The organism is Embleya sp. NPDC001921, from assembly GCF_053594475.1.
In genome coordinates this window covers 1-24,386 of record NZ_JBSFEO010000089.1, presented here as the reverse complement: position 1 = coordinate 24,386, position 24,386 = coordinate 1, and the positions used below count along the sequence as shown (strand labels likewise).

Annotated in this window: 20 protein-coding genes and 2 pseudogenes; 12 read left to right on the top strand and 10 right to left on the bottom strand. The window is 71.0% G+C overall.

The genetic code is table 11. The features are described 5' to 3' along the window. From ACWCPW_RS49740 to ACWCPW_RS49730, 3 genes and pseudogenes are all read left to right on the top strand, one after another. Positions 1-329: pseudogene (locus tag ACWCPW_RS49740) on the top strand (hypothetical protein); the annotation flags it as partial. 319 nt (positions 330-648) lie between these two features. Further along, positions 649-1,638: a DUF6301 family protein gene (locus ACWCPW_RS49735; protein WP_449768284.1), complete on the top strand. Its 990-nt coding sequence runs from the start codon at positions 649-651 to the stop codon at positions 1,636-1,638. Positions 1,639-1,795: 157 nt separating this feature from the next. Further along, complete coding sequence (locus ACWCPW_RS49730; protein ID WP_449768283.1) at positions 1,796-2,866, top strand: hypothetical protein; 1,071 nt, start codon at positions 1,796-1,798, stop codon at positions 2,864-2,866. 41 nt (positions 2,867-2,907) lie between these two features. Here ACWCPW_RS49730 and ACWCPW_RS49725 read toward each other — a convergent pair whose 3' ends face one another. From ACWCPW_RS49725 to ACWCPW_RS49705, 5 genes are all read right to left on the bottom strand, one after another. Continuing rightward, a complete protein-coding gene (locus ACWCPW_RS49725) occupies positions 2,908-5,244 on the bottom strand; it encodes an ATP-binding protein (protein ID WP_449768282.1) in 2,337 nt (778 codons plus the stop codon). Positions 5,245-5,579: 335 nt separating this feature from the next. Then, positions 5,580-6,470, bottom strand: coding sequence for a polysaccharide deacetylase family protein (locus ACWCPW_RS49720; protein ID WP_449768281.1), 891 nt, complete (start codon positions 6,468-6,470; stop codon positions 5,580-5,582). A 150-nt stretch (positions 6,471-6,620) separates the two neighbouring features. Beyond that, positions 6,621-7,763, bottom strand: a complete 1,143-nt coding sequence (locus tag ACWCPW_RS49715; RefSeq protein ID WP_449768280.1) for an NADH:flavin oxidoreductase — start codon at positions 7,761-7,763, stop codon at positions 6,621-6,623. A 13-nt stretch (positions 7,764-7,776) separates the two neighbouring features. Then, positions 7,777-8,445: a DUF1989 domain-containing protein gene (locus ACWCPW_RS49710; RefSeq protein WP_449768279.1), complete on the bottom strand. Its 669-nt coding sequence runs from the start codon at positions 8,443-8,445 to the stop codon at positions 7,777-7,779. A 111-nt stretch (positions 8,446-8,556) separates the two neighbouring features. Continuing rightward, positions 8,557-10,122, bottom strand: a complete 1,566-nt coding sequence (locus ACWCPW_RS49705; RefSeq protein ID WP_449768278.1) for a PucR family transcriptional regulator — start codon at positions 10,120-10,122, stop codon at positions 8,557-8,559. 126 nt (positions 10,123-10,248) lie between these two features. On the opposite strand from ACWCPW_RS49705, the gene ACWCPW_RS49700 reads away from it, so the two are divergent. The 5 genes from ACWCPW_RS49700 to ACWCPW_RS49680 all read left to right on the top strand — a co-directional run bounded on the left by ACWCPW_RS49700 (position 10,249) and on the right by ACWCPW_RS49680 (position 16,546). Beyond that, on the top strand, positions 10,249-11,808 hold the full coding sequence (locus tag ACWCPW_RS49700) for a purine-cytosine permease family protein (protein WP_449768277.1): 1,560 nt from the start codon (positions 10,249-10,251) through the stop codon (positions 11,806-11,808). A gap of 115 nt (positions 11,809-11,923) precedes the next feature. Next, positions 11,924-13,300: an amidase gene (locus ACWCPW_RS49695; RefSeq protein ID WP_449768276.1), complete on the top strand. Its 1,377-nt coding sequence runs from the start codon at positions 11,924-11,926 to the stop codon at positions 13,298-13,300. Positions 13,301-13,719: 419 nt separating this feature from the next. Continuing rightward, a complete protein-coding gene (locus ACWCPW_RS49690) occupies positions 13,720-14,124 on the top strand; it encodes a RidA family protein (protein WP_449768275.1) in 405 nt (134 codons plus the stop codon). A gap of 221 nt (positions 14,125-14,345) precedes the next feature. After that, the gene (locus ACWCPW_RS49685; RefSeq protein ID WP_449768274.1) at positions 14,346-14,768 is read left to right on the top strand and encodes a MarR family winged helix-turn-helix transcriptional regulator; all 423 of its coding nucleotides are present in this window, start codon (positions 14,346-14,348) and stop codon (positions 14,766-14,768) included. 203 nt (positions 14,769-14,971) lie between these two features. After that, entirely contained in the window at positions 14,972-16,546 is a 1,575-nt protein-coding gene (locus ACWCPW_RS49680; RefSeq protein ID WP_449768273.1) for a sigma-70 family RNA polymerase sigma factor, read from the top strand. 84 nt (positions 16,547-16,630) lie between these two features. Here the strand turns inward: ACWCPW_RS49680 and ACWCPW_RS49675 are convergent. Continuing rightward, positions 16,631-17,047, bottom strand: a pseudogene (locus tag ACWCPW_RS49675) (alpha/beta hydrolase-fold protein); the annotation flags it as partial. Positions 17,048-17,081: 34 nt separating this feature from the next. Between ACWCPW_RS49675 and ACWCPW_RS49670 the strand changes: the two are divergent. Beyond that, positions 17,082-17,627 (top strand): MarR family winged helix-turn-helix transcriptional regulator, encoded by a 546-nt coding sequence (locus ACWCPW_RS49670; RefSeq protein ID WP_449768272.1) that lies wholly within the window; start codon positions 17,082-17,084, stop codon positions 17,625-17,627. Between the two features lie 220 nt (positions 17,628-17,847). Here the strand turns inward: ACWCPW_RS49670 and ACWCPW_RS49665 are convergent, their stop codons facing one another. The 3 genes from ACWCPW_RS49665 to ACWCPW_RS49655 form a co-directional block, all read right to left on the bottom strand. Then, entirely contained in the window at positions 17,848-18,510 is a 663-nt protein-coding gene (locus ACWCPW_RS49665; protein ID WP_449768271.1) for a DUF4396 domain-containing protein, read from the bottom strand. 226 nt (positions 18,511-18,736) lie between these two features. Then, positions 18,737-19,237 carry an anthrone oxygenase family protein gene (locus ACWCPW_RS49660; RefSeq protein ID WP_449768270.1) on the bottom strand — a complete coding sequence of 167 codons (501 nt, stop codon included), beginning with the start codon at positions 19,235-19,237 and terminating at the stop codon, positions 18,737-18,739. Next, the gene (locus tag ACWCPW_RS49655; protein WP_449768269.1) at positions 19,234-20,127 is read right to left on the bottom strand and encodes an NAD(P)H-binding protein; all 894 of its coding nucleotides are present in this window, start codon (positions 20,125-20,127) and stop codon (positions 19,234-19,236) included. The genes ACWCPW_RS49660 and ACWCPW_RS49655 overlap by 4 nt, the downstream gene beginning before the upstream one ends. Positions 20,128-20,212: 85 nt before the next feature. Here ACWCPW_RS49655 and ACWCPW_RS49650 point away from each other — a divergent pair, with 85 nt between their 5' ends. Beyond that, the gene (locus ACWCPW_RS49650) at positions 20,213-20,704 is read left to right on the top strand and encodes a MarR family winged helix-turn-helix transcriptional regulator (protein WP_449768268.1); all 492 of its coding nucleotides are present in this window, start codon (positions 20,213-20,215) and stop codon (positions 20,702-20,704) included. Between the two features lie 576 nt (positions 20,705-21,280). Next, positions 21,281-22,678: a phosphoribosyltransferase family protein gene (locus ACWCPW_RS49645; protein ID WP_449768267.1), complete on the top strand. Its 1,398-nt coding sequence runs from the start codon at positions 21,281-21,283 to the stop codon at positions 22,676-22,678. A gap of 171 nt (positions 22,679-22,849) precedes the next feature. Here ACWCPW_RS49645 and ACWCPW_RS49640 read toward each other — a convergent pair whose 3' ends face one another. Then, entirely contained in the window at positions 22,850-23,743 is an 894-nt protein-coding gene (locus ACWCPW_RS49640) for a hypothetical protein (protein WP_449768266.1), read from the bottom strand. 362 nt (positions 23,744-24,105) lie between these two features. On the opposite strand from ACWCPW_RS49640, the gene ACWCPW_RS49635 reads away from it, so the two are divergent. Further along, positions 24,106-24,386 (top strand): hypothetical protein (locus ACWCPW_RS49635; protein ID WP_449768265.1); only part of this gene is annotated, 281 nt, incomplete at its 3' end.

The following is a 24,386-nucleotide window of genomic DNA, read 5'->3' as shown; positions in this document are numbered from 1 at the left end:
GCGTCGCGGCGGTGCGGTGGAATCCCGCAGTAGCAGCTCAGGTCGAAGAACAGGTCGTACGGGCCGCGCACGCCCACCTCGTCGAGCCGGGTGGCATCCCCGCACAGCACCGTGACGTCCGCCCGCGCCGCGTCGGCCTTCTCCCTCGCCTGTCGAACCGCGCGGTCCACCAGGTCGACAGCCTCCACTCGCCGGCCGACCTGTTGTACGGGCTGCTCAGTCCCGAGCTGTACCTGATCTTCGTCCGCGACCGGGGCTGGTCCCCCGACGCCTGGGAGGAGTGGGCCCGCGCGACCCTGACCACCCAGCTCTGCACCGACCGGGCGTAGGTCTCACGACGACCGACGAGCCGTCGACAGCCGACGGACGGGCCGTTCGTGCACGGTGCCGCCGCCGGCGTGCGAACTCCGACCGCGGCGCAACGGCCGCGAGCACGCCCCGCGCGGCCGTTCCGTCCGGCCGGGTCCACCCGGCGACGAGCCGTCCGGACGACCCCTGCCCGGCCTCGGCCGGCCGCAGGACGCGGTTGATCCGAACGTGCCGCACCGCGGTGGCCCACCGGCACCGGATACGCCACCGGCTCCCGCGCGCCGGCGTCGTCCTGGTCGTGTTCCCGGGGCGTCGGAGGGTGTCGATAGCATCCCGGGCATGACCGTCAGATTGACCGATGCCGAGATCGATGACCTGGTCGCCCGGTTCGACGTGATGTCCGCGGGGGAGTGGGATCGGGGCGCGGTGGAGCGCGTGACCGCCGATCTGGGATGGACGCCGCGCTCCGAGGACCGGCACGGGTTGACGTTCGTCGGGCCGTTGCCCGGTGGGTGGAATTACGCCTACCGGGGCCATGTCCTGGGGTCGCCGCGCGAGGGTTGTTTCACCTCGTTGGAGTGCGACCTGGCGCGTACGGACGATGTCGTTGTTCTGGGAGCGGTGTTCGCGGCGGCGAACGGGGCGGCCGAGGCGCGGATGGGGCCGGCGCCGATCCGGCGCGGACCCGGTCCGGTGCTGCGTTGGCGCCGCGAGGAGACCCTTCTGGAGATCGAATGGACCAGAGGACGCGTGCGGTTGCGGTTGCTGGCGGCGAAGGTGGTCGAGAGCCACGAACACCAGCTCGCCGAATGGGGCGAACGCGACGACAGCGTTGCCGAACTCGGGGTGTGGCAGGGCTACATCCGGCGCCATGCCGCGCTGCGGAACACGTTCATACCCGGCGGTCGCCGGGCCGAGACGTGGGACGAGTTGGCCCGGTGGCTGGGCGAGACGCTGGAGGCGCTGGTGACGGACATGGGCCGGCTGGACGACAGTCTGGACATGGTGATCAGACCCGCGGACGACGACGACCCACGGTTCGTGCAATTCTCCTGCGCCGCCGACGAACTGCATCTGGAGGCGGCCGACGGGGCCCGCAAGACGCTGTCGGAGTCGGAGGTGGGCTGGCGCTTGGGCACCGGACCGGTGCGGCTCCCCGAGATTCGCATCCCGAACCCCCGGCCGAGTGACGCCGAGCCCGCGGCCCGGGCATTGGTGCACGCGCTGCGCGCGCAGGACGTACGCCTGGAGGATCTGGTCCACATGGTGTGGCTGAGGGAGAGCGACCACTCGCCGAACATGCACGGGCTGGGCCTTCCGGAAGTCTGACGAGCGCATGGTGCGCGAATGCTCGGCGCCCGGATGCCGCCGATGGGCCGCGCGAACCGCCGCGCTTGCGACGTGCGGGGCGGACGGCGGCGCGGTGAGGACGGGCGAATCCGAGGAGGCCGGGCCGTGTCCGTGCCCGACCGTAGACTCCCGCCTCATGGAAACGACCTTCGAGTTGGGTGAGATCAGCTGCCCGTCCGGGACTCTGGTGGTGATCGACGGCGGCTATCTCGGGTTGTGGAGTGGAGAGCGTTCACCCGCCGAACTCGACCCGGGGGTGGTGGGTATCGACGACCCGGCGGTCGCCGCCGACATCGCCGCCGCCGTGGACTTCGCGGTGGTGGGTCCGGACGCCGAGGCCGCGGCCCGGACCTTCGACCGGCAACCCGGGGTGATGCTCTACGACATCCCGGCGTCGGGTGTCGCGGGTCTGCGTACCTCGTTCGAGGAACACTGCCGCGGCGCGGGGTGGGACGCGCGTCTGGAGGCCCTGCCCGCGCGCGAGTCGCACGCACGACGGGTGGGTCGGGTCGTCGCCGACGGTGGGGGGTCGTTCCTGGCGCACGGCGTCCCCGTGGTCGCCGTCGGCGGGCTCCCGCGTGATCGTCGTCTGTCGGTGGTGGCGTCGCGGGTCGACGACGCGGACGAGGCCGAGGACGGCTGGGCGCGGATGACGGTCCGGGTCTCGGACGCACCGGTGGTCTCGACCAGGCCGCTGGGCCTGATCGGGGTGGACTGGGCCCGGGTGCTCTTCGGTGACGTCGACGCGCTCGATGCCTGGCAACACGACGATCCCGTCGACGGCTTGGCCGACGTGGCCTTCTGGGGCGCGGACGCGGATCGGGCCGCCGCCGAGTTCGAGGCGCCCGCACTCGGCACGCCCGGTGAGGACCACGCCCGGGGATGGACGGACCTGGCCCTGCCGGACGCGATCGTCAAGGCACGCGCCCTGCTGGGCTGGAAAGAGGAGACGGGATGCGGGTTGGCGGTGGACTTCCGGCCGCACTCCCACCACTGGCAGGTGATGCGCCAGGTCCGCGCCTCCGACGTCGAGGCCGGAACGGTGGAGGTCGACGGGGCCGAAATCCTGTGTGCGATGACGAGTTGGGGCGACGGGTTCTTCCCGCTGTTCGTGGATCTCGACGCCGCGGGCGCGCCGGCGGCGATACGGATCGACTTCGTTCCCGCGCCCGGCGACCTCGACGCGGCCGACCCCGTTCACCCGTAGCGCCCGTTCGGCGGCGGGAGGGCGCGCGAGGAAGCAAGGGTTCAGCCGAAGGGCGCGGCTGCTTCGTTCGGTTCGGACAATGCCGTCTCGATGGAAGCTCGTAGCGTGGCCGTCTCGGGATCATTGAATTCAGCCAGCAGCGGCAGGGCTTCCTGCCACGACGAGCGCGCCTGCTCGCCGGCGCCGGCCGCGCGCAGTCCGGTGGCGAGATGGTCCAGAGCCACCGCCTGCTTCCAGCGATCACCCAGGTCGCGCTGCATCGCCGCGGCTTGGCGGTGAAATGCGACGGCTTCCTCTCCCCGTCCCAGCACCTGGTAGGCGACCCCGGTGGCGTCCAGCGCTTCGGCCTCGCGACCGCGGTCGCCGACGCGGCGGTGGAGGGTTGCCGAGCGGTGGTAGGAGACCAGAGCTTCGTCGATCTCACCGCGGGCGTACCGAACCCTGCCGCGGCGGATCAGGACCCACCCTTCCAGCATCCGGTTGTCGAGTTCGCGAGCGATGGCCAGGGCTTCCTCGACCAGCGAGGCGGCCTGATCCAACTGTCTCAGTTCAAGGTGCGCTTCACACAGAACCCCGAGCACGTCCGCTTCGCCGTACCGGTCACCCGCCTCCCGGTACGCCGCCAGCGCCCGGCGGCCCAGTTCGACAGCCTCCGTCAACCGACCGAGCTGACGGCTCACCGCGCACAGGTTCGTCGTCGGATCACTGATCAGTTCGGCAAAGCCCATGTCGCGACACAGATCCACGCTCTGCTCGAGATGCGCGTATGCCTCGTGGACCCGGTGACCGTCGAAATAGACGGTGCCCAACAGAGCCAGGATCCAGGCTTCGCCGTAGCGGTCACCGGCCTGTCGATGGATCCGCAGGGCGGCCTGGTGGTAGTCGGCGGCCTCGGTCAGCCGGTGGGACTGGCGGCATGCCATGCCCAGGAGTTCGAGGAGAACCGCCTGCCCTTCCCGGTCATCGCAGCGGCGGGCGGCCTCGAGTCCGAGATGGCCGGTGGTGAACCAGTCCTCGAAGAGGTTGTTGCTCGCGTAGACGGAGCGCAGGACAGCCGGGAACTGCCAGGCCATCCGGTCAAGGCCCGCGGCGACCACGGCCCGCTGGGCCGCGAGCAGGTTGTTCCGCTCGGCCCTGAACCAGTCCATCGCCTCCCGGAAGGTGGCGAACCCCGGCGAATGCACATCGTCGGCCGGAGAATCGAGGGCGATGCGTCGAAAGCCGCGGCGGTGATCGGCCGCGGCGATCGCATCGGCGGTGTGCAGGTACCAGGTCAGGACCCGCCGCAATGCGGCACGTCGGTCTTCGGCGGTGTCCAAGCGCATGGTCTGGTCGGTGGCGTAGGCGCGAAGCAGGTCGTGGAACTGGTACCGATCCGGCCCGATCTGCTCCAGCAGGTGGACGCCGACCAGAACATCGAGCCGTCGCCGTGCCTGGCCGGCGGGAATCGCCGCGATTGCGGCGGCGGCGTGTGCGGAGAAGTCCGAGCCCGGATGCAGCCCCAGGAGCCGAAACAGCCGGGCGGCATCGGCAGGCAGAGCGCGGTAGGACCAGGCGAACACGGTGCGCACCGCGTCGGCCTCCTCGTCGTCCTCGGAGGACAGGGCATCCCACAGCGACGATTCGTCGCGGAGATCCTCGATGAGCGTGTTCAGCGGGACGCGGGGGCGAGCGGCGGCGCGCTCCGCCGCGACGCGTAACGCCAGTGGCAGGCGTGCGCACAGGCGTGCCAGTTCCACCAGTTCCCGGTCGTCGTCCGTCCGGTACCCGCCGGTCGTTTCGTGCAGGAGCTCGACAGCGGCCGACTCCTCGAACACCTCCAGGGTCATGCGCCGCGCCCCGTCACGAGCGACCAGCCCGGACAGGCGGCTGCGGCTGGTGATCAACGTCAGGCACCCGCCGACGCCCGGCAGCAGCGGGCGTACCTGGCCCACGCCGGCGGCATTGTCCAGGACCACCAGGATCCTCTTGTCGGCCAGCAGGGTGCGGTACAGCGCCGCCCGGGCCTCCACGTCGATGGGGAGCGCGGCGGCCGGCACGCCCAGAGCCACCAGGAAACGCTCCAGCGCCAGGGCCGCGGTGAGCGGTGCGCCGGGATCGTAGCCGCGCAGATTCACGTAGAGCTGGCCATCGGGGAAGTGCGCCTTCGCCCGATGTGCCCAGTGCACGGCGAGCGAGGTCTTTCCCACTCCCGCGGTTCCGGCGATCACCCGTACCGGCACCCGTCCTGCGCCATCGCCGCCCAGCGCCGCGTCGAGATACTCGAGGTCCGTGGTCCGGTTGACGAAGCCACGCACATCTCCCGGGAGTTGCCGCGGCACCGGCGTCGGCGCGGTGTGAAAATGCACGCCGCCGCTGATGTCGCGGCCCTGCACCACAACGTGCGCCGATCCTCCCGAGAAGGAGGACCTCGTGCCCTCGCCCGACTCGTGTCCTGACACCGCGCGACTGTCCATCCCCGGTCTCCCCCATGCCGACGCTGCGTGACCGATCGCCGACAGTATCCGACACGGTCACAACAAGGAACCGGGCACCGATGCCGAACGCACCCGGGCGGGGTCTCCCGTGCACGCCGTTCGGCAAGCCACGCGAGGAAGCCGACCTTTTTCGGGCCCCTGGCCGCCGAATTCGTCCCCTGGGCACGGATCCGTCCCCTGGGCACGGATCCGTCCCCCGGGTACGGATCCGTGCCCAGGCGGGTACGGATCCGTGCTCAGGCGCCGGCTTCGGCCGGTCCCGGCGGGAACGCGCCCAGCGAGTCCGCGGGCGGCGGCGTCGAGGGGCGGGTGGCGAGATCGGCGTCCCGGGCGGCCAGTTTCGCCACGTCGCGGCAGCGCAGGAATGTCACGTCACCGCGGGAGAGGGCGTGTTCGATCAGCTTGCGCAGTGCCATCGCGCGCGACGGGCGTCCGGTGAGGAAGGGATGGTTCGTGAGGTTGAACAGACTTCCGTAGTGGGCCATCGCGTCGATCTCGTCGGTCCACATCTGCAGGACCTTGCGGGGGGACTCGATGACGGACCCGACGTGGGGGGCCGGGAGGAAGGCGTACTGCTCCCAGTCGTCGAGCGACCAGTGCACGGGCAGTTCCGTGACGGTGCCCTTGGCCGTGGGGATGCGGTAGGGGCGGTCGTCGCCCATCAGCGACGAGTCGTACAAGAGCCCGTGGTCGGCGACCAGTTCGGTGGTCTCGTACGTCGCCTCCCAGTTCGCCGCCCGGTGGCCGCTGATCTCGATGTCCTGCGCCGCGAATACCTCCATGCCGCGCTCGAAGTCGGCGCGTTCCTCACCCGGGGCCAGGCTCGTCGGCGGGCGATGGCTGTAGGAGTGGTGGGCGACCTCGTGGCCGCGGTCGACGATCCGGGCGGCCAGGCCCGGGCGGCGCTCGGCGACCCAACCGGGGATGAAGAACGTCGCCGGCACACCCGTCTCGTCGAGCAGGTCGAGGATGCGCGGCACGCCCACGTCGGGGCCGTAGGCCTGGTGCGACATGGTCGACGCGTGCGCGGCGTAATGGCGTCCGTGCGCCAGGACCGGTGCCTCCGCGTCCACGTCGAAGGTGAGGGTGGCCACAGCCCCGGCACCGTTTCGCCACTTGTCGCTCATGTGTACCTCGGCTGTTCGTGTCGATGTCGTGTCGTTGTCGCGCCGGTCGCGTCGCGGTGCGCGGTCGCCGTGTTCTCGTCTCGACGGGTCCCGCGGCGGCGCGGGAATCGTACCCGCGCCACCGCGTCGGAGGTGCCGTCGGGAGGACGGTCACACGGCGTCGCGTTCCTCTCGCCAACGGCGCGCGTTCTCCAGAGTGGCCATCGGCTGCATCATCTCGTGGTCGAAGCGGTCCAGCGGTTCCCCCTTGGCGACGCGGTACGGCAGGTCCGGGTTGGCCAGCGCACCGCGGCCGATGGACAGGACGTCCGCGTGCGCCTCGGTGAGCAGTCGCCCGGCCTGGTCGAGGTTGTGCATGCCGCCGTTGGCGATCACCGGGAGGCCGGTCACCCGGCGGGCCAACGCGGTGATCGTCTCCCCGCCCTCCAGCTTCGCGGTCTCGATCCAGTCGCGTCCCTCGCTGGCCACGTGCAGGTACGACGCGCCCGCCTCGGCCACCGCGCGGAAGATGGTCTCGGCTTCCTCGGGGCCCGCCCAGCGGTGCGTGAAGTCGTTGACCTTGGTCTGCGACAGGCGTACGCCGACCACGAAGTCCGGTCCCAGGGCCACCCGGATGCGATTGAGCACCGTGGCGACCAGGCGGACTCGGTTGTGCGTGCCGCCGCCGAAGCGGTCGGTGCGCTCGTTGGTGTAGTCGGTGAGGAACTGGTCCAGGAGGTAGCCGTTGGCCGCGTGTACCTCGACGCCCTGGAACCCCGCCCTGCGGGCGTTGACCGCCGACGCGACGAAGCCCTCGACAGCCGCCTCGATGTCGTCGGGCGTCATCGCGCGGGGGACGTCCCACGGCCCCGAGCCGCCGTATTCGGGCAACTTCTCGCCGCGGGGTCGGACGGCGGAGGGGCCCAGGGTCTCGGTGCGGTAGTGGTTGCCCTGGGACAACGCCCCGGCGTGCATCAGTTGCAGGATGATCGGCGTCCCGGCGGCATTGACCCGGTCGACGATCGACGTCCAGGCGGACACGTGCCGGCCGGCGACGATGCCCGGCTGACGGGCGTAGCCCTGGCTGAACGTGGCATCCGTGTAGGTGCCCTCGGTGATCACCAGGCCGAAGCCGCCCTTGGCGAACTCGGCGTAGTAGTCGGCCATCTCCGGGGTCGGGACGCCGTCCTCGGTGGCGGATACCCGGGTCATCGGCGCGACCGCGAAGCGGTTGTCCAGGCGTAGGCCGGCGAACGCGAGGGGCTCGGTGGCCGGATGGCCCGCGAAAGGGGTGGTCGCAGCAGGCGTGGTCATCGCAAGTTCCGTTCTAGAGTCGGGTGTCGGCCGGGTCGGCGGGTGCTTCGCCGAACGCGTCGGTGGTGCCGGGGGTGTGGTCGATGAGCTGCAGTTCGAGTGCGGTGGGTGTGCCGTCGTTGATGTCGACGAGGTCCTGTGGGCAGGCGGAGACCACGACGACGCAGTCCATGAGGGCTTCGAAGGTGATGCTGTCGCCGGCGCCGGTGGAGGCGCTGACCCAGTCGAGTCCGCCGCCCACGCGCACCGGGATGTCCATGAAGACGTTGACCGGCTGTGGGACGTGGGACACCGGCAGGCCGATCTCGGCCATGGCGTCGCGCAGGTTGTCCGCGCAGGACGCGTGGCCGGGTGCTCCGAGCGCGGCGTACCGCGCGGCGTCGCACGCCGCGATGAGCATGTCGTGGCGTCCGGGGGAGGTGTCCGCCGCGAGCCGCAGGATCGGGCGGCGCTGGTCGGTGACGAAGTGTTCGCCGACGTCGGGGAAGAGTTTGCTCAGGTGTGCGCGGGTGTGCGACGCGCTCAGGTGTTCGCCGGAGCCGTCGTCGGTGAACGCGAATACGTCTCCGACCTGGCGGCCTTCGACGTCGACCACCCGCAGCCGCTGTCCGGCGGCGACGCGTAGGGCGCGCCCCTCGCGGGCCGGCACCTCGATCCGGTGTACCCGGAAGGTGAGTTCCATGTCGCCAACTCAAACACGTGCGGCGCGCGGACGACAGTAGAGGATCCGACGCTGAACAAGGCGATATGGTGTCGGATCATCCACTCCCGTGTAAGGCTCCTCGAACGGTGCTCACGGCCCCGTCATCGCGTCCGCCTGCAGCGCGAGAAACAGGTCCACCCGGCCGTCGACGAGGAGCGGATCGCGACCGGTCAACTCGCGGATCCGGGCCAGTCGCTTGCGCAGCGTGTTGACGTGGACGAACAGCGCCTCGGCGGTCGCGGAGAACTGTGCGCCGTGGTCCAGGAACGTGCGCAGCGTGATCTCCAACTGGGTGTTGCGGGACGCGTCCTGTTCGCGCAGCGGGCCGAGCAGCGTGTCGGCCATGCGGCGCAGCACGGCGGAGTCGATCTGGCCCAACAGCGCGGAGTACGAGGGCAGTTCGGCGAACGTCGCGACGCTCGGGCCGGAGGCCTGTCGGGCCAGGATCCGACAGGCCTCGCGTGCCTCCACCAGCGGAGTGCGCAAGGGTGCGCCGGGCGTGGTGACGCCGCTGTAGCCGAGGACCACGCGGCGATCGGGGACGCGTCCGCCGAGGCGCGCGACGAGCCCGGCGAGCCAGGCGCCGAGATCCTCCTCGTCCTCCCGCCAGGTGAACAGGCAGATGACGTCGCGGCCTCCCGGCGCGACGACGACCGGGAGGCCGGCGGCCGCGAATGCCACGTGTGCGGCCTCGGCCAGTTCGTCGAGGACGGCATGGTCGCCGTGCGCCGGGGCGACCGCGCACATCGCGGTCGGCTCGCCGGTGTCGAGGCCGAACCCCTCCAGCCGGTGCGCGAGTTCGCGGGACGCGCCGAGGCCGGACATGATCATGTCGACGAGTTCGGCGGCGAACCGCGACTCGATGGCTCGTTCGGCGCGTCGCCGGGCGGTCTCCAGGCTCAGGAAGTGCGCGCACTGCTGGAGGGCGGTCTGCTCGAATTCGGCGATCGCCGACGGTGGCCCCGAGCACACGAGTGCGGCGTCGGGTGCGCCGAACGCACCGACCAGGAACAGGGTCACGGTGCGGTCGTTCCCGATGCCCACCTCCAGCGGTGGCGGACGTCGGGTCAGGGCCGCGGCGACGGCGGCCGCCTCGTCGTCGCCCAAGTGCATGCCGGCCTCGGCGAGCCGTCGTCCCGAGCGCTCGACCACCGCGAGCGGCAGATCCACCTCCCGGCGCAGCACGTTCAGTGCCCCCTCGGTGCCCGCTCCCCGCGAGATGGCCTCGGCCAGCGCGTCGCCCCTGCGTACCGACGCCTCCAGGCTGTCGTGCCGCCGGCGCGCGTAGGCGGCGGCCGCGGCGTGGGAGAGCGCGGTGAAGGGGACCTCGACGGCGAGTTCGAGCAGCGGCAGATCGGCCTCGCGGCACGCGGCGACCAGGTCGGACGGTGTCCGGCGGACCGACCTGCGCAGTCCGAACACCACCCCGGCGGCGTGCGACCGGCGCACGTTCGCGACGAAGTCCGCCGCGCCGGTGTGCTCGGCCCACAGACCGTTGGTCATCACCAGTTCGCCGGGGCCCACGTATGGCGACGGGTCGGGCAGCTCGGTGTTGTGCACCCAGGCCACGTCCGCGTCCAACGCCCCTGCCGGGCCGGCCACGAGGACCGTCAGCCGCAACTCTTCCGACTCGGCCAGCGAACGCAACGTGAACATGGTGTGGATTCAACCATCGATCGACCCCGAAATGGCACTTTCTCTCCACTCTCCGGCAGTGGCGCCGCGGTGGTTCCGTGAAGCCACTCACAGCCGACGCATGTCGCTGACCCCCGGAGGGATGTCATGTCGCCCAACGCAGCACACGAGACAGGCGGGACACCGACGAAGCCAGTCTTCGACCCGCACGGGATCGACCCGATTCCGCCGTCCGGTCGTGATTCCACCGCGTGGGAGCAGTTCTGGATCTGGGCCGGCGCCAACATCGCGCCGATCAACTGGGTGCTCGGGGCACTGGGAGTGACCCTGGGCCTGAGCCTGGTCGAGACACTGCTCGTGGTCGTGGTGGCCAACGTCGTCGGGTGCGCGGTCTTCGGCGTGTTCAACCTGATGGGACACCGCACCGGCGTCAACCAGATGGTGCTCGGCCGATCGGCGTTCGGCCGTCGCGGCGCGATCCTGCCCGGCGTGATGCAGGGACTGCTCGCGATGGGCTGGGTGGGCGTGAACACCTGGGTGGTCCTGGACCTCGCCATCGCGATGCTGGAAGAACTCGGCATCACCGGCGGGGCGGGTCTGCAGTACCTGGTGGCCGCGGTCATCATGGCCGTGCAACTGGGGCTGGCCCTGTTCGGCTTCTACGCGATCCGCACGTTCGAGAAGTGGACCGTGCCCCTGACGGTGGTGGTCATGGCCGTCATGACGGTGGTCGCGCTCACCCAGGTCGACCTGGACTGGACCGGATCGACGGCCACGTCCCCCGGCGCCAAGTTCACCGCCGTGACCCAGTTGGTCACCGCGATCGGCGTCGGCTGGGCGGTCAGCTGGCTCCCGTACTCGGGCGACTACAGCCGCTTCGTCAGACCCGGCACGTCCGGCCGCAAGGTCGTCTGGGCCACGGCCCTGGGGATGTACGTGCCCACGGTGTGGCTGGCCGCGCTGGGCGCGTGTCTGGCGAGCTCCGGGGAGAGCGGCGACCCGTCGCAACTGGTCATCGGCGCCTTCGGAGGGTTGGCGCTGCCGGTGCTGTTGCTCGTGATGCACGGCCCCATCGCCACCAACATCCTCAATCTGTACTCGTGTTCGCTGGCCGCGCTGTCGGTGGGTCTGCGAGCGGCCCGATGGAAGATCACCCTGGCCTCCGGTGCCGTGGCCACGCTGGTGCTGCTGGTCTTCCTGCGGTCCGACAGTTTCGCGCACGCCTTCGACAACTGGATGACGTCGATCCTGGTGTGGATCAGCCCCTGGGCAGGCGTGGTCGTCGTCGACTTCTTCGTGGTGCGGCGCGGCCGGCCGGACGTCGCCTCGCTGTACGAGAGCGGGTCCGCCTCGCGCTACCCCGCGTTCAACCGCCCCGGCCTGATCAGCCTCGGACTGGGCGTCGTCGCGGCCTGGAGTTGCCAGTACGGTCTGGTTCCGGTGATGCGCGGGCCCGTCGCCCGGGCTCTCGGCGACATCGACCTGTCCTGGCTCGCCGGACTCGGCGTGGCGGGCGGGTTCTACTATCTGCTCTCGCGCGCAGCGGCGGGGCGAAGGGTCGGGGAGTCCACGGCTCCCGCCCGGACGAACCCGGCTCCGAGCGCGGACGAACCGGTCGGGGACAGGGCGACGGCCACGGACTCGGCCACTTCCGCCACGCCGGCGGACGGGACCACGGACACACCGGACGTGGCGACCGTCGGGTGATCCACCCGTCCCGTCGGCCCGCCGCCGTGCCGGGGCGGGCCGACGGGACGGGCCCGCCCCCGTCGCCGAACCACCCACGACACGACGCACGACGACGCGAGACGAGGGAACGCACATGACGACCGCCCACGAGGTCGAGCCGACGATCTGCGGCTACTTCACGAACCACACGCTCGCGGACCTCGCCGACGCCCTGCGCGCACGACACGTCACGGCCGTGGAACTGGCCCACCACGCACTCGACGCGATCACCGGACTGAACGATCGGCTCCATGCCTTCGTCGCGGTCGACGCGGTCGGGGCATTGCGAGCGGCGGAGCGGGCCGACCGCGAACTGCACGCGGGCCGCGATCGAGGCGCCCTGCACGGTATCCCGGTCGCCGTCAAAGACCTCATCGACGTCGCGGGTCTGCCGGCGACCTACGGATCGGCACACTTCCGCGACCACGTCCCCGCCGTCGACGCGGCCTGTGTGACCGGGCTTCGCGAGGCCGGGGCGGTCATCGTCGGCAAGACCACGACACACGAGTTCGCCTACGGCGCGACCGGCGACCGCTCCCTCCAAGGGGCTTCGCGCAATCCGCACGACCCGAGCCGGATGACCGGTGGATCCAGCGGTGGCAGCGCGGCGGCGGTCGCGGCGGGAATGGTCCCGCTCGCCCTCGGCACCGACACCGGGGGCTCCGTACGCATCCCCTCGGCACTGTGCGGCGTCCACGGATTCAAGCCCGCCTTCGGAGCGTTGCCCACCGAGGGCGTCTTCCCGCTGGCGACGGCCTTCGACCACGTCGGCATCCACGCCCGCGGCGCACGGGACTGCCTCATCGCCTACCACGCCCTGGTCGGCGCCGTGCCGGAGCCCGCGCGGGTGGCAACTCCGTTGCGGATCGCATGGCTGGACACCAGCGGGCTGGGACCCACGGACCCGCGGGTGGCGCGGTCGGCGCGGGCCGCGCTCGAACAGCGTGTCGGCCCCGTTCCCGAGATCTCCTTCCCAGGAGCGGCTCGGTTGCGGCAGGCGTTCCTCGCCATTCAGGGCAGGCAGGCCCATACGGTGCACGCCGACCGGATCGCGCGCGACCCCGGTCTGTTCGATCCCGAGGTCCTGCAACGCCTGCGCGGTGCGGGCGCGGTCGGGGACGACGAGGTCGCGCACGCACACCGCGTCCGGGACTCCGCGGTGCGTACGGTGGCCGGTCTCTTCGAGGAACACGACGTGTTGGCACTGCCCACGGTGCCGGTGGTGGCGCCGCTCCTGGGTCGCCGGGATCTCGACGTCGCCGGTACGCCCGTCGAGGTCCGGATGCTCCTGCTGTCCCTGACCTTCCCCTGGAATCTCGTCGGCGTTCCCGCGCTCACGCTTCCGGCCGCTCCCGTGGACGGCCTCCCCGCCGGCCTGCAATTGGTCGCCCCGAAAGGCCGCGAGCACATCCTCTTCCACATCGCGGATCTGCCGGCACGGGTGGAGGCAACCACGCTTTCCTCGGGGTGACTTCGTGAGGTCCGTGTCGTGACTCGTCGATGCGGGCCCGAACTCGGGTGGTGGCCGCGTTCGGCATGCTCCTCGTGGGCGAAGCCCGGAACCCCGCATCGCCTCACCGCGGTTCGCGGGGTCACGCGCCTGTTCCGGACGGCCGGCCGGAACGGTTTTGGATCGATCGGTTCAAAATGTGTTACGGTCCTGCGCGGAGGCGGCGGATCGCCGCCGCCTCCGCGGGTCGCAACCGCGGCGATTCCACTCCCCGCGGACCGCCGTGCGCCGTACGCCCGGCGCGGACCCGCCGTGCCCCGCACGCCCGGCGCGGAGGGTCGCGATCCGAAACTCCCGGCCCCCGGTACCACCCTGGCGACCGGCGGTGACGACCAACGGCCCATGAACAACCGACCCACGCGCGACGTAAGGACATCACCATGACCAAGCCGGCCGCCTCCGCTCCCACCCGCGTTGAAGTCGACCCCGACTGGTACGCCCCGACCCGCATCTCGCTCGGCATCCGCATCGGCGACCTGGTCTTCACCTCGGGGCAGGCGCCGGTCGACGACAACGGGAAGACCGTCGCGCCCGGAGACTTCGCGGCCCAGGCCCGCCAGGCCATGGCCCATGTCGGCAGCGTCCTCGAGAGCGCCGGATCCGGCCTCGATCGTCTGGTCAAGGTCACCGTCTTCGTCACCGACATCGCGCACCGGCACCTCTACGACGCGATACGCGAAGCGTCGTACGCCGATCCCGTCCCGGCCGAGTCCTTCGTGCAGGTCGCGGCGTTGGCGGACCCGGAGTGGCTGATCGAGATCGAGGCGATCGGCGCCGTGCGCTGAGGCGACGGCGCTCACGGCCCCGGCGGTTCGACGAAAGTCCGGGGAGTCGACACGGAGGTATTTGCTTGCTTGTGCATGCATAGACTGGCATTGTCTGTAGCCTGACTGGCAATAGCGGACGCATGTTCGGCCGGCCCGGCCACCGGAAGCCGGCCGGACAGGCGACTCGACCGACTCGGTGACTTGCCTGCATCGCCTGTATCGACGAAAGGGAACGGGTCGTGGATACGAAGCTGTGGGAGCAGGTCGTCGTGCTGCACGCGCGCGTCGAGCACGACCTCGGCCGGACGCTGCAGCGGAGGCACGGGATGGGCCTGTCCGAGTACCGCGCGCTCTCCCGGCTCGCGGTCGCGCCCGACGGCGGGTTGCGCATGCAGGAACTCGCCGATTCGATCGGTCTGAACCAGAGTTCGGTCAGCCGCCTCGCGATCCGCCTGGAAACCGACGACCTCACCCGACGCGACCTGTGTCCCGGTGACCGCCGAGGGGTGCGCACCGCGATCACCGCCGAGGGGCGCACCCGATTGACCGAGGCCGACACCACCTACGCGGAGGCATTGACCACCGCACTGACCAAGGCCACCGCTGATCCGCACCTGGCAGACGCGGCAACGGCCCTGGGCGCCACGCCGGTTGCGACCTGACGCCGGCGGCAGCCGACCGGGCTCGGCCTCGAACACCGGCCGGGTCGGGATGCGCTCCGGGCCCTCGGCGCGCCCGTCGGGGAATCGGTCGCGCGGCGTGCGATCAGGTTTGCGGCGCACTTTCCGTTATCGCGGCCCCGGCCGAACGGTCTCCCCTGTGTAAGACGGGACAGGCGAGTACCCAGAGGGAGAGTGGCACGGACGTGCGCGCGAGCAGGAAACACGACAGCGCGGTGGTGGAGGCGGCACGTCGGGGCGACCAGCGGGCCCGGGACGAGCTCGTCGCCGCGTATCTACCGCTCGTGTACAACATTGTGGGCCGGGCCCTGAACAGGCACGCCGACGTCGACGACGTGGTGCAGGAGACCATGATCCGCGCACTCGGAGGGCTGGGGTCCTTGGACGACCCGGAAAGGTTCCGGTCCTGGCTGGTGGCCATCACGATGAACCAGATCCGCAGCCACCGGCAGACGCGCGGTGCCGCGCCGGGCGGTTCCGGTCTGCAGGACGCCCACGATGTCGCGGACCCCGGCGCGGACTTCGTGGACCTGACGATCATGCGACTCGGTCTGGAGGGGCAGCGGCGGGAGGTGGCCGAGGCCACCCGCTGGCTGGACGCCGACGACCGCGCGCTGCAGGCGATGTGGTGGCTGGAGGCGGCGGGTGAGCTGGAGCGGGCCGAGCCGGCCGCCGCGCTGGAACTGTCGCCGAAACACACCGCGGTGCGCGTGCAGCGGATGAAGGCGCAGTTGGACACCGCCCGGGTGGTGGTCCGGGCGCTGTCCGCGGATCCCGGCTGTGTGTTGCTGGACGACGCGATCAGGGACTGGGACGGCATTCCGTCGCCGCTGTGGCGCAAGCGGATCGCGCGGCACGCACGTGACTGCATCGTTTGTTCCGGATGCGTGGCGGGCCTGGTGCCGGCCGAGAGGCTGCTCGCGGGCCTCGCCCTGGTGCCGGTGGCCGAGGTGTCGAGGGGTCTCGCGGGGGCGGCCGCCTTCGGGGGTGCCGGGGCGCCCGGCGAGACGGCGGATTTCGGCACGGTGAGCGGTGGCCGGATGCTCGAACGCCGGGCCCGGCGAATACGCGGGCGGCGCCGTGCGACTGCCGTGGCCGCCGCCGTCGCCCTGTTGGCCGCGGGAGGCACGCTCGTCGGAGTCACCGTACTGTCGCCGGGCGAGGAAAGCGATCCGGTGTGGTCGGCGCCCGCCCCCGAGTCGGAGTCCGCGACGCCTTCGGCACCCGCGGTTTCCCTGCCGCCCCTCGTCTCGCCGCCCCCGTCCGACTCGCCGACCGAGTCCGCCTCGTCGAGCCCCACCGCGCCACCTACGAAGTCGCTTCCGGCGCCGACCACCACCAAGCCGCGTCCGACGCCGTCGACGCGACCCACGACCACGGCCGATCCCGCGGGGGCCCCGGCCGAGAAGGTCCTGGCGATCACCAACGCCGAGCGGGCCAAGGCGAGATGCGGCGCCCTGACCCTGGACTCCCGCCTCTCCCGCGCCGCCCTGTTGCACAGCGAGGACATGTCGGCCAACGGCTACTTCTCGCACACCAGCCAGGACGGCCGGACCTTCGTCGACAGAGCCCGCGCTCAGGGCTTCGCGAACCCCGGCGCCGAGAACATCGCCCGCGGCCAGAACTCCCCCGAGCAGGTGATGAAGTCGTGGATGAACTCGCCGGGCCACCGCGACAACATCCTCAACTGCTCCCTGACCAAAATGGGCCTCGGCGTGGTCACCAAGGACTGGACATGGACCCAGGTGTTCGGCTTCTGAGGGCGTGCGGACGGTGAATATCTCGCACCACTGCCGGCCACGCCGCACTCCGAGGCGTCTGCCGCCGAGGGTCTGTACTTCGCGGTCGGCGAGCGACCGGTAGTGGGCATCGACCCACGGCACGATCTCCTCGCAGAGATACGAGTGGTAGCGGCCGGTCCCCGCCGAGTCGACGTACTGGCTGCCGCCGTATGTGGTCCAGGCGTCGACGAACGCCAAAATCATCGGCGGCGCCTCGCCGCGGGCGAAGGTCCCGTCGACGAGTTCGGGCACCGGCCGGCGGTAGGGGGTGTGGTTGCGCCAGACCGGGAGGGTGCCGGCGTAGCCGAGCAGCAGGTAGGTGACGGGATAGCGGCGCCCGGGATCGGTGTCGTAGCCGGGTGGGGCGTAGACCCACAACGGCCGCTTCGTCGCATCTCCCAGGGGATTGTCGCGCAACAGGACGCTGTCGACGACGTGCTCGTCGATGCGGCCTGCGAGAGCGGTGGGCCATGGGGCCATCGGAACCCCCTCGCGGCGGGGAGTCGCTGGCGCGATGGACACGACGCACGGCCAAGTCCCGTCGGCCGACTCGGTCGACCGGCACATCGCTCACTGGAAGCACGAGGTTCCCGATCTGGACCCGATGGTCGAGGGCGTCGTCACCCGGATGCAGATGCTGGTGCGCCATCTCCAGCGTCGCAAGGAAGCGGGGCTCACCCAACGCAAGGTGAAGATGTGGGAATACGAGATCCTCTGGCGGCTGCGCTCCGCCGGCGAGCCGTACCGAATGACGCCGACACGGCTCGCCGAAGGCCTGGACATCCATCCGGCGACCCTCACGAGCCGGCTGGACCGCCTGGCAAAGTCCGGCTACGTGACCCGCGAGCACACCCCGGAGGACCGCCGCAGCCTGCTCGTGACGCTGACCGAGCAGGGGCACGAGGCGTGGTCGTCCACGATCGGCGATCAGATGGCGACCGAGCACGCGCTACTGGCCCCGCTGTGTGACGCGGAACGGGAGCAACTCGTGGCCCTGCTGCGAAAGATCACCCTGACGGCGGAGTCGGGCGGCCCGCCGCTGATGCCGACTCTCGACTGAACACACCCGCGGGCTCGGCAGCCCTTACCCGCTCGGTCTTGCCCGTGGGTGGACGTGGTATCCGACCGTGATCCGTGCACAGGGATACGTTCCGGTGGCCCATGACCGGCGCCGGACCACTCGTGCCGGCTGCGAGTGCACGACAGTACGGGGCGGAGCCGCCCCGTCCATGGCCTCGTCGGTCGGCGGGGCGGGACGAGGCGGGTGACACATCGGACGGTCAGTGCATGCCGTGCACGACCGCGTGGCCCTTGCCCGCGGAGATCAGCGCCTTGTTGACCGGAGTGGTGACGACGAAGGCGAGGGCGAAGGCACCGGCGAGTGCGCCCCAGAACAGGCCGTCGCCGAGCCCGGCGTCCATGGCGCCGGGGATCACCATCATGGCGCCGTTGTCGATGATCTCCATGACGATGATCGAGACGGTGTCCGCGGCCAGCGCCACCTTGATCATCGCGCCGAAGGGCAGGCCCGCGTTGCGGATGCCGAACAGCGTCAGGCCGTAGCCGAAGACGAACGCCAGCGCGACGGCCAGCACGATCGTTTCCAGGTTGCCCCAGTCGAGGGCGGTGCCGATGGCGAGCCCGAGGACCTCTCCGATGGCGCAGCCGGTCAGGCAGTGGGCGGTTGCCAGGGCCGACATCTTCCAGGTCGCCGGCCCGTGCCCGTGGCCGCCGTCGTGCCCTGGGTGCTCGTGGTGCCCGGCGTGGTCCCGGTCCCCGGTGGTGGCGTGTTGTGCGTGCCCGGTGTGGTCGTGGTGGCCTTCGTGCGCTTCCGGTGTTCCGCCGCCCGGGGGTCGATGTGCCGCGTCGTGTGCGCCATCATGCTCGCCGTGGCCTGGGTGGGTGTTGCCGTGGTTGTGGTGCTCGTGGGGCGAGGCGCCCATGGTGTCCCCCGTGTCCGTCCGATCGACATACCCCACATGGGTATTCTCTGCCGGTGAGAAAGCTATGGGGGACCGACCAAGATCGTCAAGGGTTTGCGGCCGTCCGTGATCACTGTGGGCAGGATTGCCGGACCCCTTCCAGCCCACGCGTTACCGGGAGTTCAACTGCGATCACGTCCGGGCGCGGGCCTGGCCGGCCGCGGCGGCGGGTACACCGCAGCACGGGCTATGGGCGTGTCGACTCGCGGGTGCCGCGCGCCGACCGCGTCGAGGCGGCGATGAGCGTCGCGAACGCGACGACCGCCGCGCCGGTGCGGATGGAGTGGGCGATCTGCCAGTGGTCACGAACGCTCGCCCAGTCCGACGGGGGCTCCCGTACATCCCAGTCGAGTTGGTCCGCGTTGATGGGCATGTTGAACACGACCGTCACGGCGACGATCAGGAGCAGCAGCGCGAGTCCGGTCAGCCGTAGCCGGAACGTGCGTTCTCGGGTTTTGAACGTGACGGCGACCAGAAACGCTGTCGCGATCAGCGCCGGCAGCAGCGTCGCGGTTGCGAGCTTGTCCAGCGAATCGAGTTCCACGTGCCGCACTTGGGTGTACACGTGACGGTCTTCACCGCGAAGCGACATTTCGAGCACGAGGACTGCGACGAGGAAGCCCGCGAAGAGGCCCGAGAACAGCAGGCTCACCCATCGCGCAACCGTGCCGACGGGGGTCTCGGTCACGCCTGCTCCTCCCTCTCGGAGACGGAGGCGGAGGCGGAGGAGACGGTCCGGGCCGTGAAGGCCGCGGCGTTGTCAGCCGCCCACGCGGCGAAGGTCAGCGCGGGTCGGCCCAGGAGCCGTTCCACGGTGCCCGTGGTGGGGCCGGGCCGGTCGGCGTAGTCGGCCAGCGAACCGAGCAGCCGATCGGGGATGTCCTCGGCGAGGCCCTGGGCGAGCATCGCCTGGCGGACCTGTTCGGGGGCCAGTTCCCGGAAGGCCAGCGGCCGGTCGATGGCCTCTCCGATGAGGCGGACCTTGTCGTACTGCGTGATCGACCGCGGGCCGGTGAGCAGGTGGGAGCGTCCGGCGTGCGCGGGGTCGATCAGTGCCGCGACCGCGACCTCCGCGATGTCGCGGTGGTGGATCGGCGAGGTCGCCGCCTTGCCGTGGGCGCCGCGCACGACGCCGGCCGCGCGGATCTGCGGCGCCCAGGCCAGGGCGTTGGCCGCGAAGTCGGCGCACCGTAGCAGGGTCCACGACAGACCGGACTCCTGCGCGGCGGCCTCGACCCGCTTGAACCCCTCGACGAAGCGCGGGTGGCCGACCGGGTGCTCCACGGTCGCGGCCGAGAGCACCACCACCCGCCGCGCGCCCCGCGCCGCGGCCAGTGACAGCAGCTCGGAACTCGCGCCGCCGGCGGCGCGTGGGCTGAGCAGGACCGCCTCGACACCGTCGGGTATCGACGTCAGCGTGTCGGGCCGGGACGGGTCGCCGGCAACGACGTGCGCGGCGTCCGGCAGTGCGGCGGCGGCGGGATCGCGCGTGACGGCGGCCACTTCGCGTCCGGACTCCAGCAACAGGTTCACCGTTTCGCGTCCGACGGTTCCGGTCGCTCCGATCACCAGGAACATGGGCACTTCTCCTTGCTCGGGCCACGATTATTCGCGTGGCGTAATATACGAGAACCGTAGCACATTGATTTGAGAGGCGTAAATTATGGAACCCGTAACATATGACGACGCGGACGACGCGGACCGGCGTCGCCGACGGGCAACCGTCGACGTCAAAGAGGGACTGCGCGCGCTGAGCCTCCAACTGTCCCTGCTCAACCGGCAGGTCAGCGCCCATCTGACGCTCCGGGACGTCGACTTGGACTGCCTCGATCTCGTCAACGCCTACGGCCCGCTGAGCCCGAGCGCACTGGCGCGACGCGCCGGTCTCCACGCCGCCACGATGACCGGCGTCCTCGACCGACTCGAACGCGCCGGCTGGGTGTCCCGTGAGCCGGACCCCTCGGACCGCCGGGGCTCCCGGATCCGGGCCCTGCGTGATCGCAACGCCGAACTCCTGGCGCTCTTCGCCGGTATGAACACCTCGGTGGAGCAGATCTGCGCCGACTACGACGGCGCGGAGCTCGAACGTTTCGCGGAATTCCTCCGCCGAACCACCACGGCGGGACGAGACGCGACCGAGGACCTGGCGAACTGACCGCACCCGCGCAATCCGAGGGCTTCGGTGCCACCCGGCGACCGCGCCCTTCCCGACCGCCTCGTGCCCGAGGACGGTGTTCGCACCGTGTGATGCGGGGTCACCCTCCCGCGAAGAGTTCCGGCCTCGGTCGGTTCGGCAAGAGGGGGAACGCCACCACGCGGTGTGGTCATCTGCTGCCCCTCCGCCCCTCTGTCTCTCTGCCTCTCGGTCTCTCTGCCTCTCGGTCTCTTCGTGAGCGCCTCGTCCATGGGCGACCTTGCGACTTGCCACTGGGCGGACTCGGGGGTTCCGACGTCGCGCCGGAGACGTCGTCCGGGGCAAGGGGCGGCAGGCGCTTCGGCAGTGGAAGTCGGAGAATCGAAGGAGCAAGGGAGACGGATTCGACAATCGGTTCCACTCCGCCCGTCCGTCCGGGTACGGATCGTCGCCCGACGGGAACCGGTGCGCGGGGCGGCCGAATTTCCATGGCCGCCCGTACCGCAGTGTGCCTGTGCCGCTGCCCGCTCCCACCGGGTGGGTCGATGTCCCGGGCGGCCGGAAGGAGACCGGTCGTGCCCGGAAGGGGATGAGGTCGTGCTCTTCACCGATCGTGTCGACGCGGGACGAAAGCTGGCCGAATACCTGGCGCCCTTGCCCTGGGCGAACCAGGACGTGATCGTGCTCGGCCTGGCCCGGGGCGGAATGCCGGTGGCCGCCCAGGTGGCCGACGCACTCCGCGCTCCACTGGACGTATGCCTGGTGCGGAAACTGGGCGTTCCCTCCCAACCGGAACTGGGAATGGGCGCCGTCGCCGAAGAGGGAGTCACCGTCCTCAACGACCACGTGGTGCGGGTCGCGGGTGTTTCCCGTTCCGCGTTGGAAGGGATCGAACGGCGGGAACGGGAGCTGTTGGAACGGCGTGCCCGCCGCTACCGGGGCGAACGGCCGCCGACGGAACTCGGCGGCCGAACGGTCGTGGTCGTCGATGACGGCATCGCGACCGGATCCACCGCCCGCGCGGCCTGTCGTGCCGTCCGCGATCGCGGCGCGGCGCGCGTGGTGCTCGCCGTACCGGTGGCGCCGGCCGGCTGGGGGAAGGGGCCGGATCCGGACGCCGACGAGGTGATCTGCCTGCACAACCCGGTCGGATTCATGGCGGTGGGGCAGTTCTACGCGGACTTCTCCCAAACCACCGACGAGGAGGTCGTCGAATGCCTCGCTCGGGCCGTCGCCCGCCGGTCGGAGTCGCCGCCGAAGGTGGAAACGGGACTGAGGGCGGGGGCGGACGCGAGGGCGGAGGAGGGGACGAGACCGGGTAGCGGATCGACGCGCTTCACGGATTCCGTGCCCACGCACAGCGACATCGACCTACCGGTCGAAAGCGCACGACTTCCGGGGCATTTGAGTCTGCCCGCAGGAGCGGAACGGATCGTCGTCTTCGCGCACGGCAGCGGCAGCAGTCGACACAGCCCGCGCAACCGCTTCGTGGCGACCGCGCTGAACCGAGCCGGCCTGGGCACGCTGTTGTTCGATCTCCTCACCGAGAACGAGGCACGCGCCCGCTCGAACGTCTTCGACATCGAACTCTTGGCCCGGCGCCTGATCGACGTCACACGCGGGCTCCGGGAGCGGCCCGAGGCCGAAGGGCGGACGGTGGCCTACTTCGGGGCGAGCACCGGCGCCGCAGCCGCACTGTGGGCGGCGGCCGAACTCGGTGACGACGTGCGGGCGGTCGTCTCCCGGGGCGGCAGGCCCGATCTGGCGGAGGCACGTCTGCCCGCCGTCACGGCCCGCACGTTGCTCATCGTCGGCGGCAACGACCACGCGGTACTGGAACTCAACAACCGCGCGCGTACCTTCCTCCGCTGCGAGAGCCGGCTCGAGGTCGTCCCCGGCGCCGGCCACCTGTTCGAGGAACCGGGCACCCTCGACGCGGTGGCCGACCTGGCCCGGGACTGGCTCCTCGGCGGCCCGACCGCCGGCACGAAATGACATCGAGCACGGCCGACGATGCCCTCGCGAACCGACGCGCCGGCCGGCGGCTCGAAGCGGCCGCCGATACCGACAGCGCGTTCCGGGCCCTGGCGGCGGTCGGCACGCAGGTCCTGACCAGACCGCCGACCGAGACCGCCGGCCCGTTGCGCCTGCGGCTGTTGACGCGGGTCAGCCGGTCGGGGGACGGGCCGGTGTGGTCCGGAGTGTGCTCCGGAGGCGCGCGACCTGGGCGCGGTGACGGGCCCGACGGATCCGGCGCTCCTCGGCCTCGGCGAGCACCCTGGCCCTGGCCTCCTCCCCGGCGTCGAACGGTGCCGGGGAAAAGCGGCCGCCGCAGGCCCGGACGTGCCGTTCCCAGTCGTCCTGCCAGAACTCCACCGTCCAGTCCGGCCACAGCTTCGGTACCTCGTATGCCTGCGGGCAGGAGGAGAGGGACCACCAGCCCATGCGGCGGCGTTCCGGGTCCAGGTGGATGCCGGAGTTCACGTGCAGCCGACACACTCCGTGTTCGGGGGCGTCCGCCAGGCGGTCGAACAGGGAGACGCCCTCGCGGACGGGGTGGTCGAAGGCGCCGCAGGCGACGTGGCAGTGGTCGGTGCCGACCGTGACCACCACACCGCCCGGGTCCGGCCAGGCGAGGTCCTCGTCCTCGGGGGCGAGGAACGGCGCCACGGAGAGGGCCGATTCGGGGCAGCGGACGTACTCCGGATCCAGCCCGATGTACCCGCGCAGTTCGGCCGCGCCGTCGTACAGCCGGCCGACCTTCCAGCCCTGCCACGTGGCCCGGATCAGCTCGAAGGTGGCAGCGTGGTGCCGGAGTTCGGTGCTCGGTCCCTCCCAGGCGAAGAACAGCAGCACCTTCCGGCCGAGGTCGAGCAGTACCCCCGCCTGGGCCATGGTGTCGTCCAACCACCAGTCCTCCCGGCGGAGTTCGGGAAGCATGGCGAGAACTACCTCCGGCCCGTCCAGCAGGTCGAGGTCGATCCCGACCGCCCAGCCGGTCCGGTACAGCTCGTGCGTGCCGTTCTCGCGGACCACGATGACGTTGGCTCGATCTCCCATGGGGACAGGATGGCCAGGACCACGGGCTGCCGACCACCAGGATTCTCGGCGGCCTGGCCCGGCAGTACGGCCATTGGTCCGGCCCGCAGCTCGTCATCGGCCCGAGTTGCACGAGGGTGGGCATGACTCGACTGGCGTACCCAGGAGTTCGCGGTGGCGCTTCGCGGGCTCGATGGTGGGATGGCCTGGCGGTATTCCTCGAGTGCCGAGCCGGTATTCCGGCTGCGGGCAGGGTTTCGCCACCCGTTCGCTCGCCTCGCGGTGCGGGATGTTCGGAACGGGCCGACTGTGGAGTTGTGAAAAACCATCACAAATCACAGCACCGGCTCGACGTCGACACCCGTCTGGTCACGGTGGGCACCGTGCTCACCGCCTCGGGCTCGATCATCGCGCTGACCGGCATGGCCATCACCGCGTCCGCGCTGCTGGGCGCGGCGCGCAAACTGATTCGGGACTTTGACATCCCGCCCGGCGAAATGGCCGCGGCCAAGTTGCGGCAGGCGAAGCACGCTTCACAGGCGGGGATGGCGGCGTGGCAGGAGGCCGCGGGCACGCGTGCTCGGCGAGGTTGCGGTCCATGGCTTCGATCGGTGCGCGCATCCGGCCATTGTCACCGGGCGTCCCGCCCGAACCGCGCGACGGC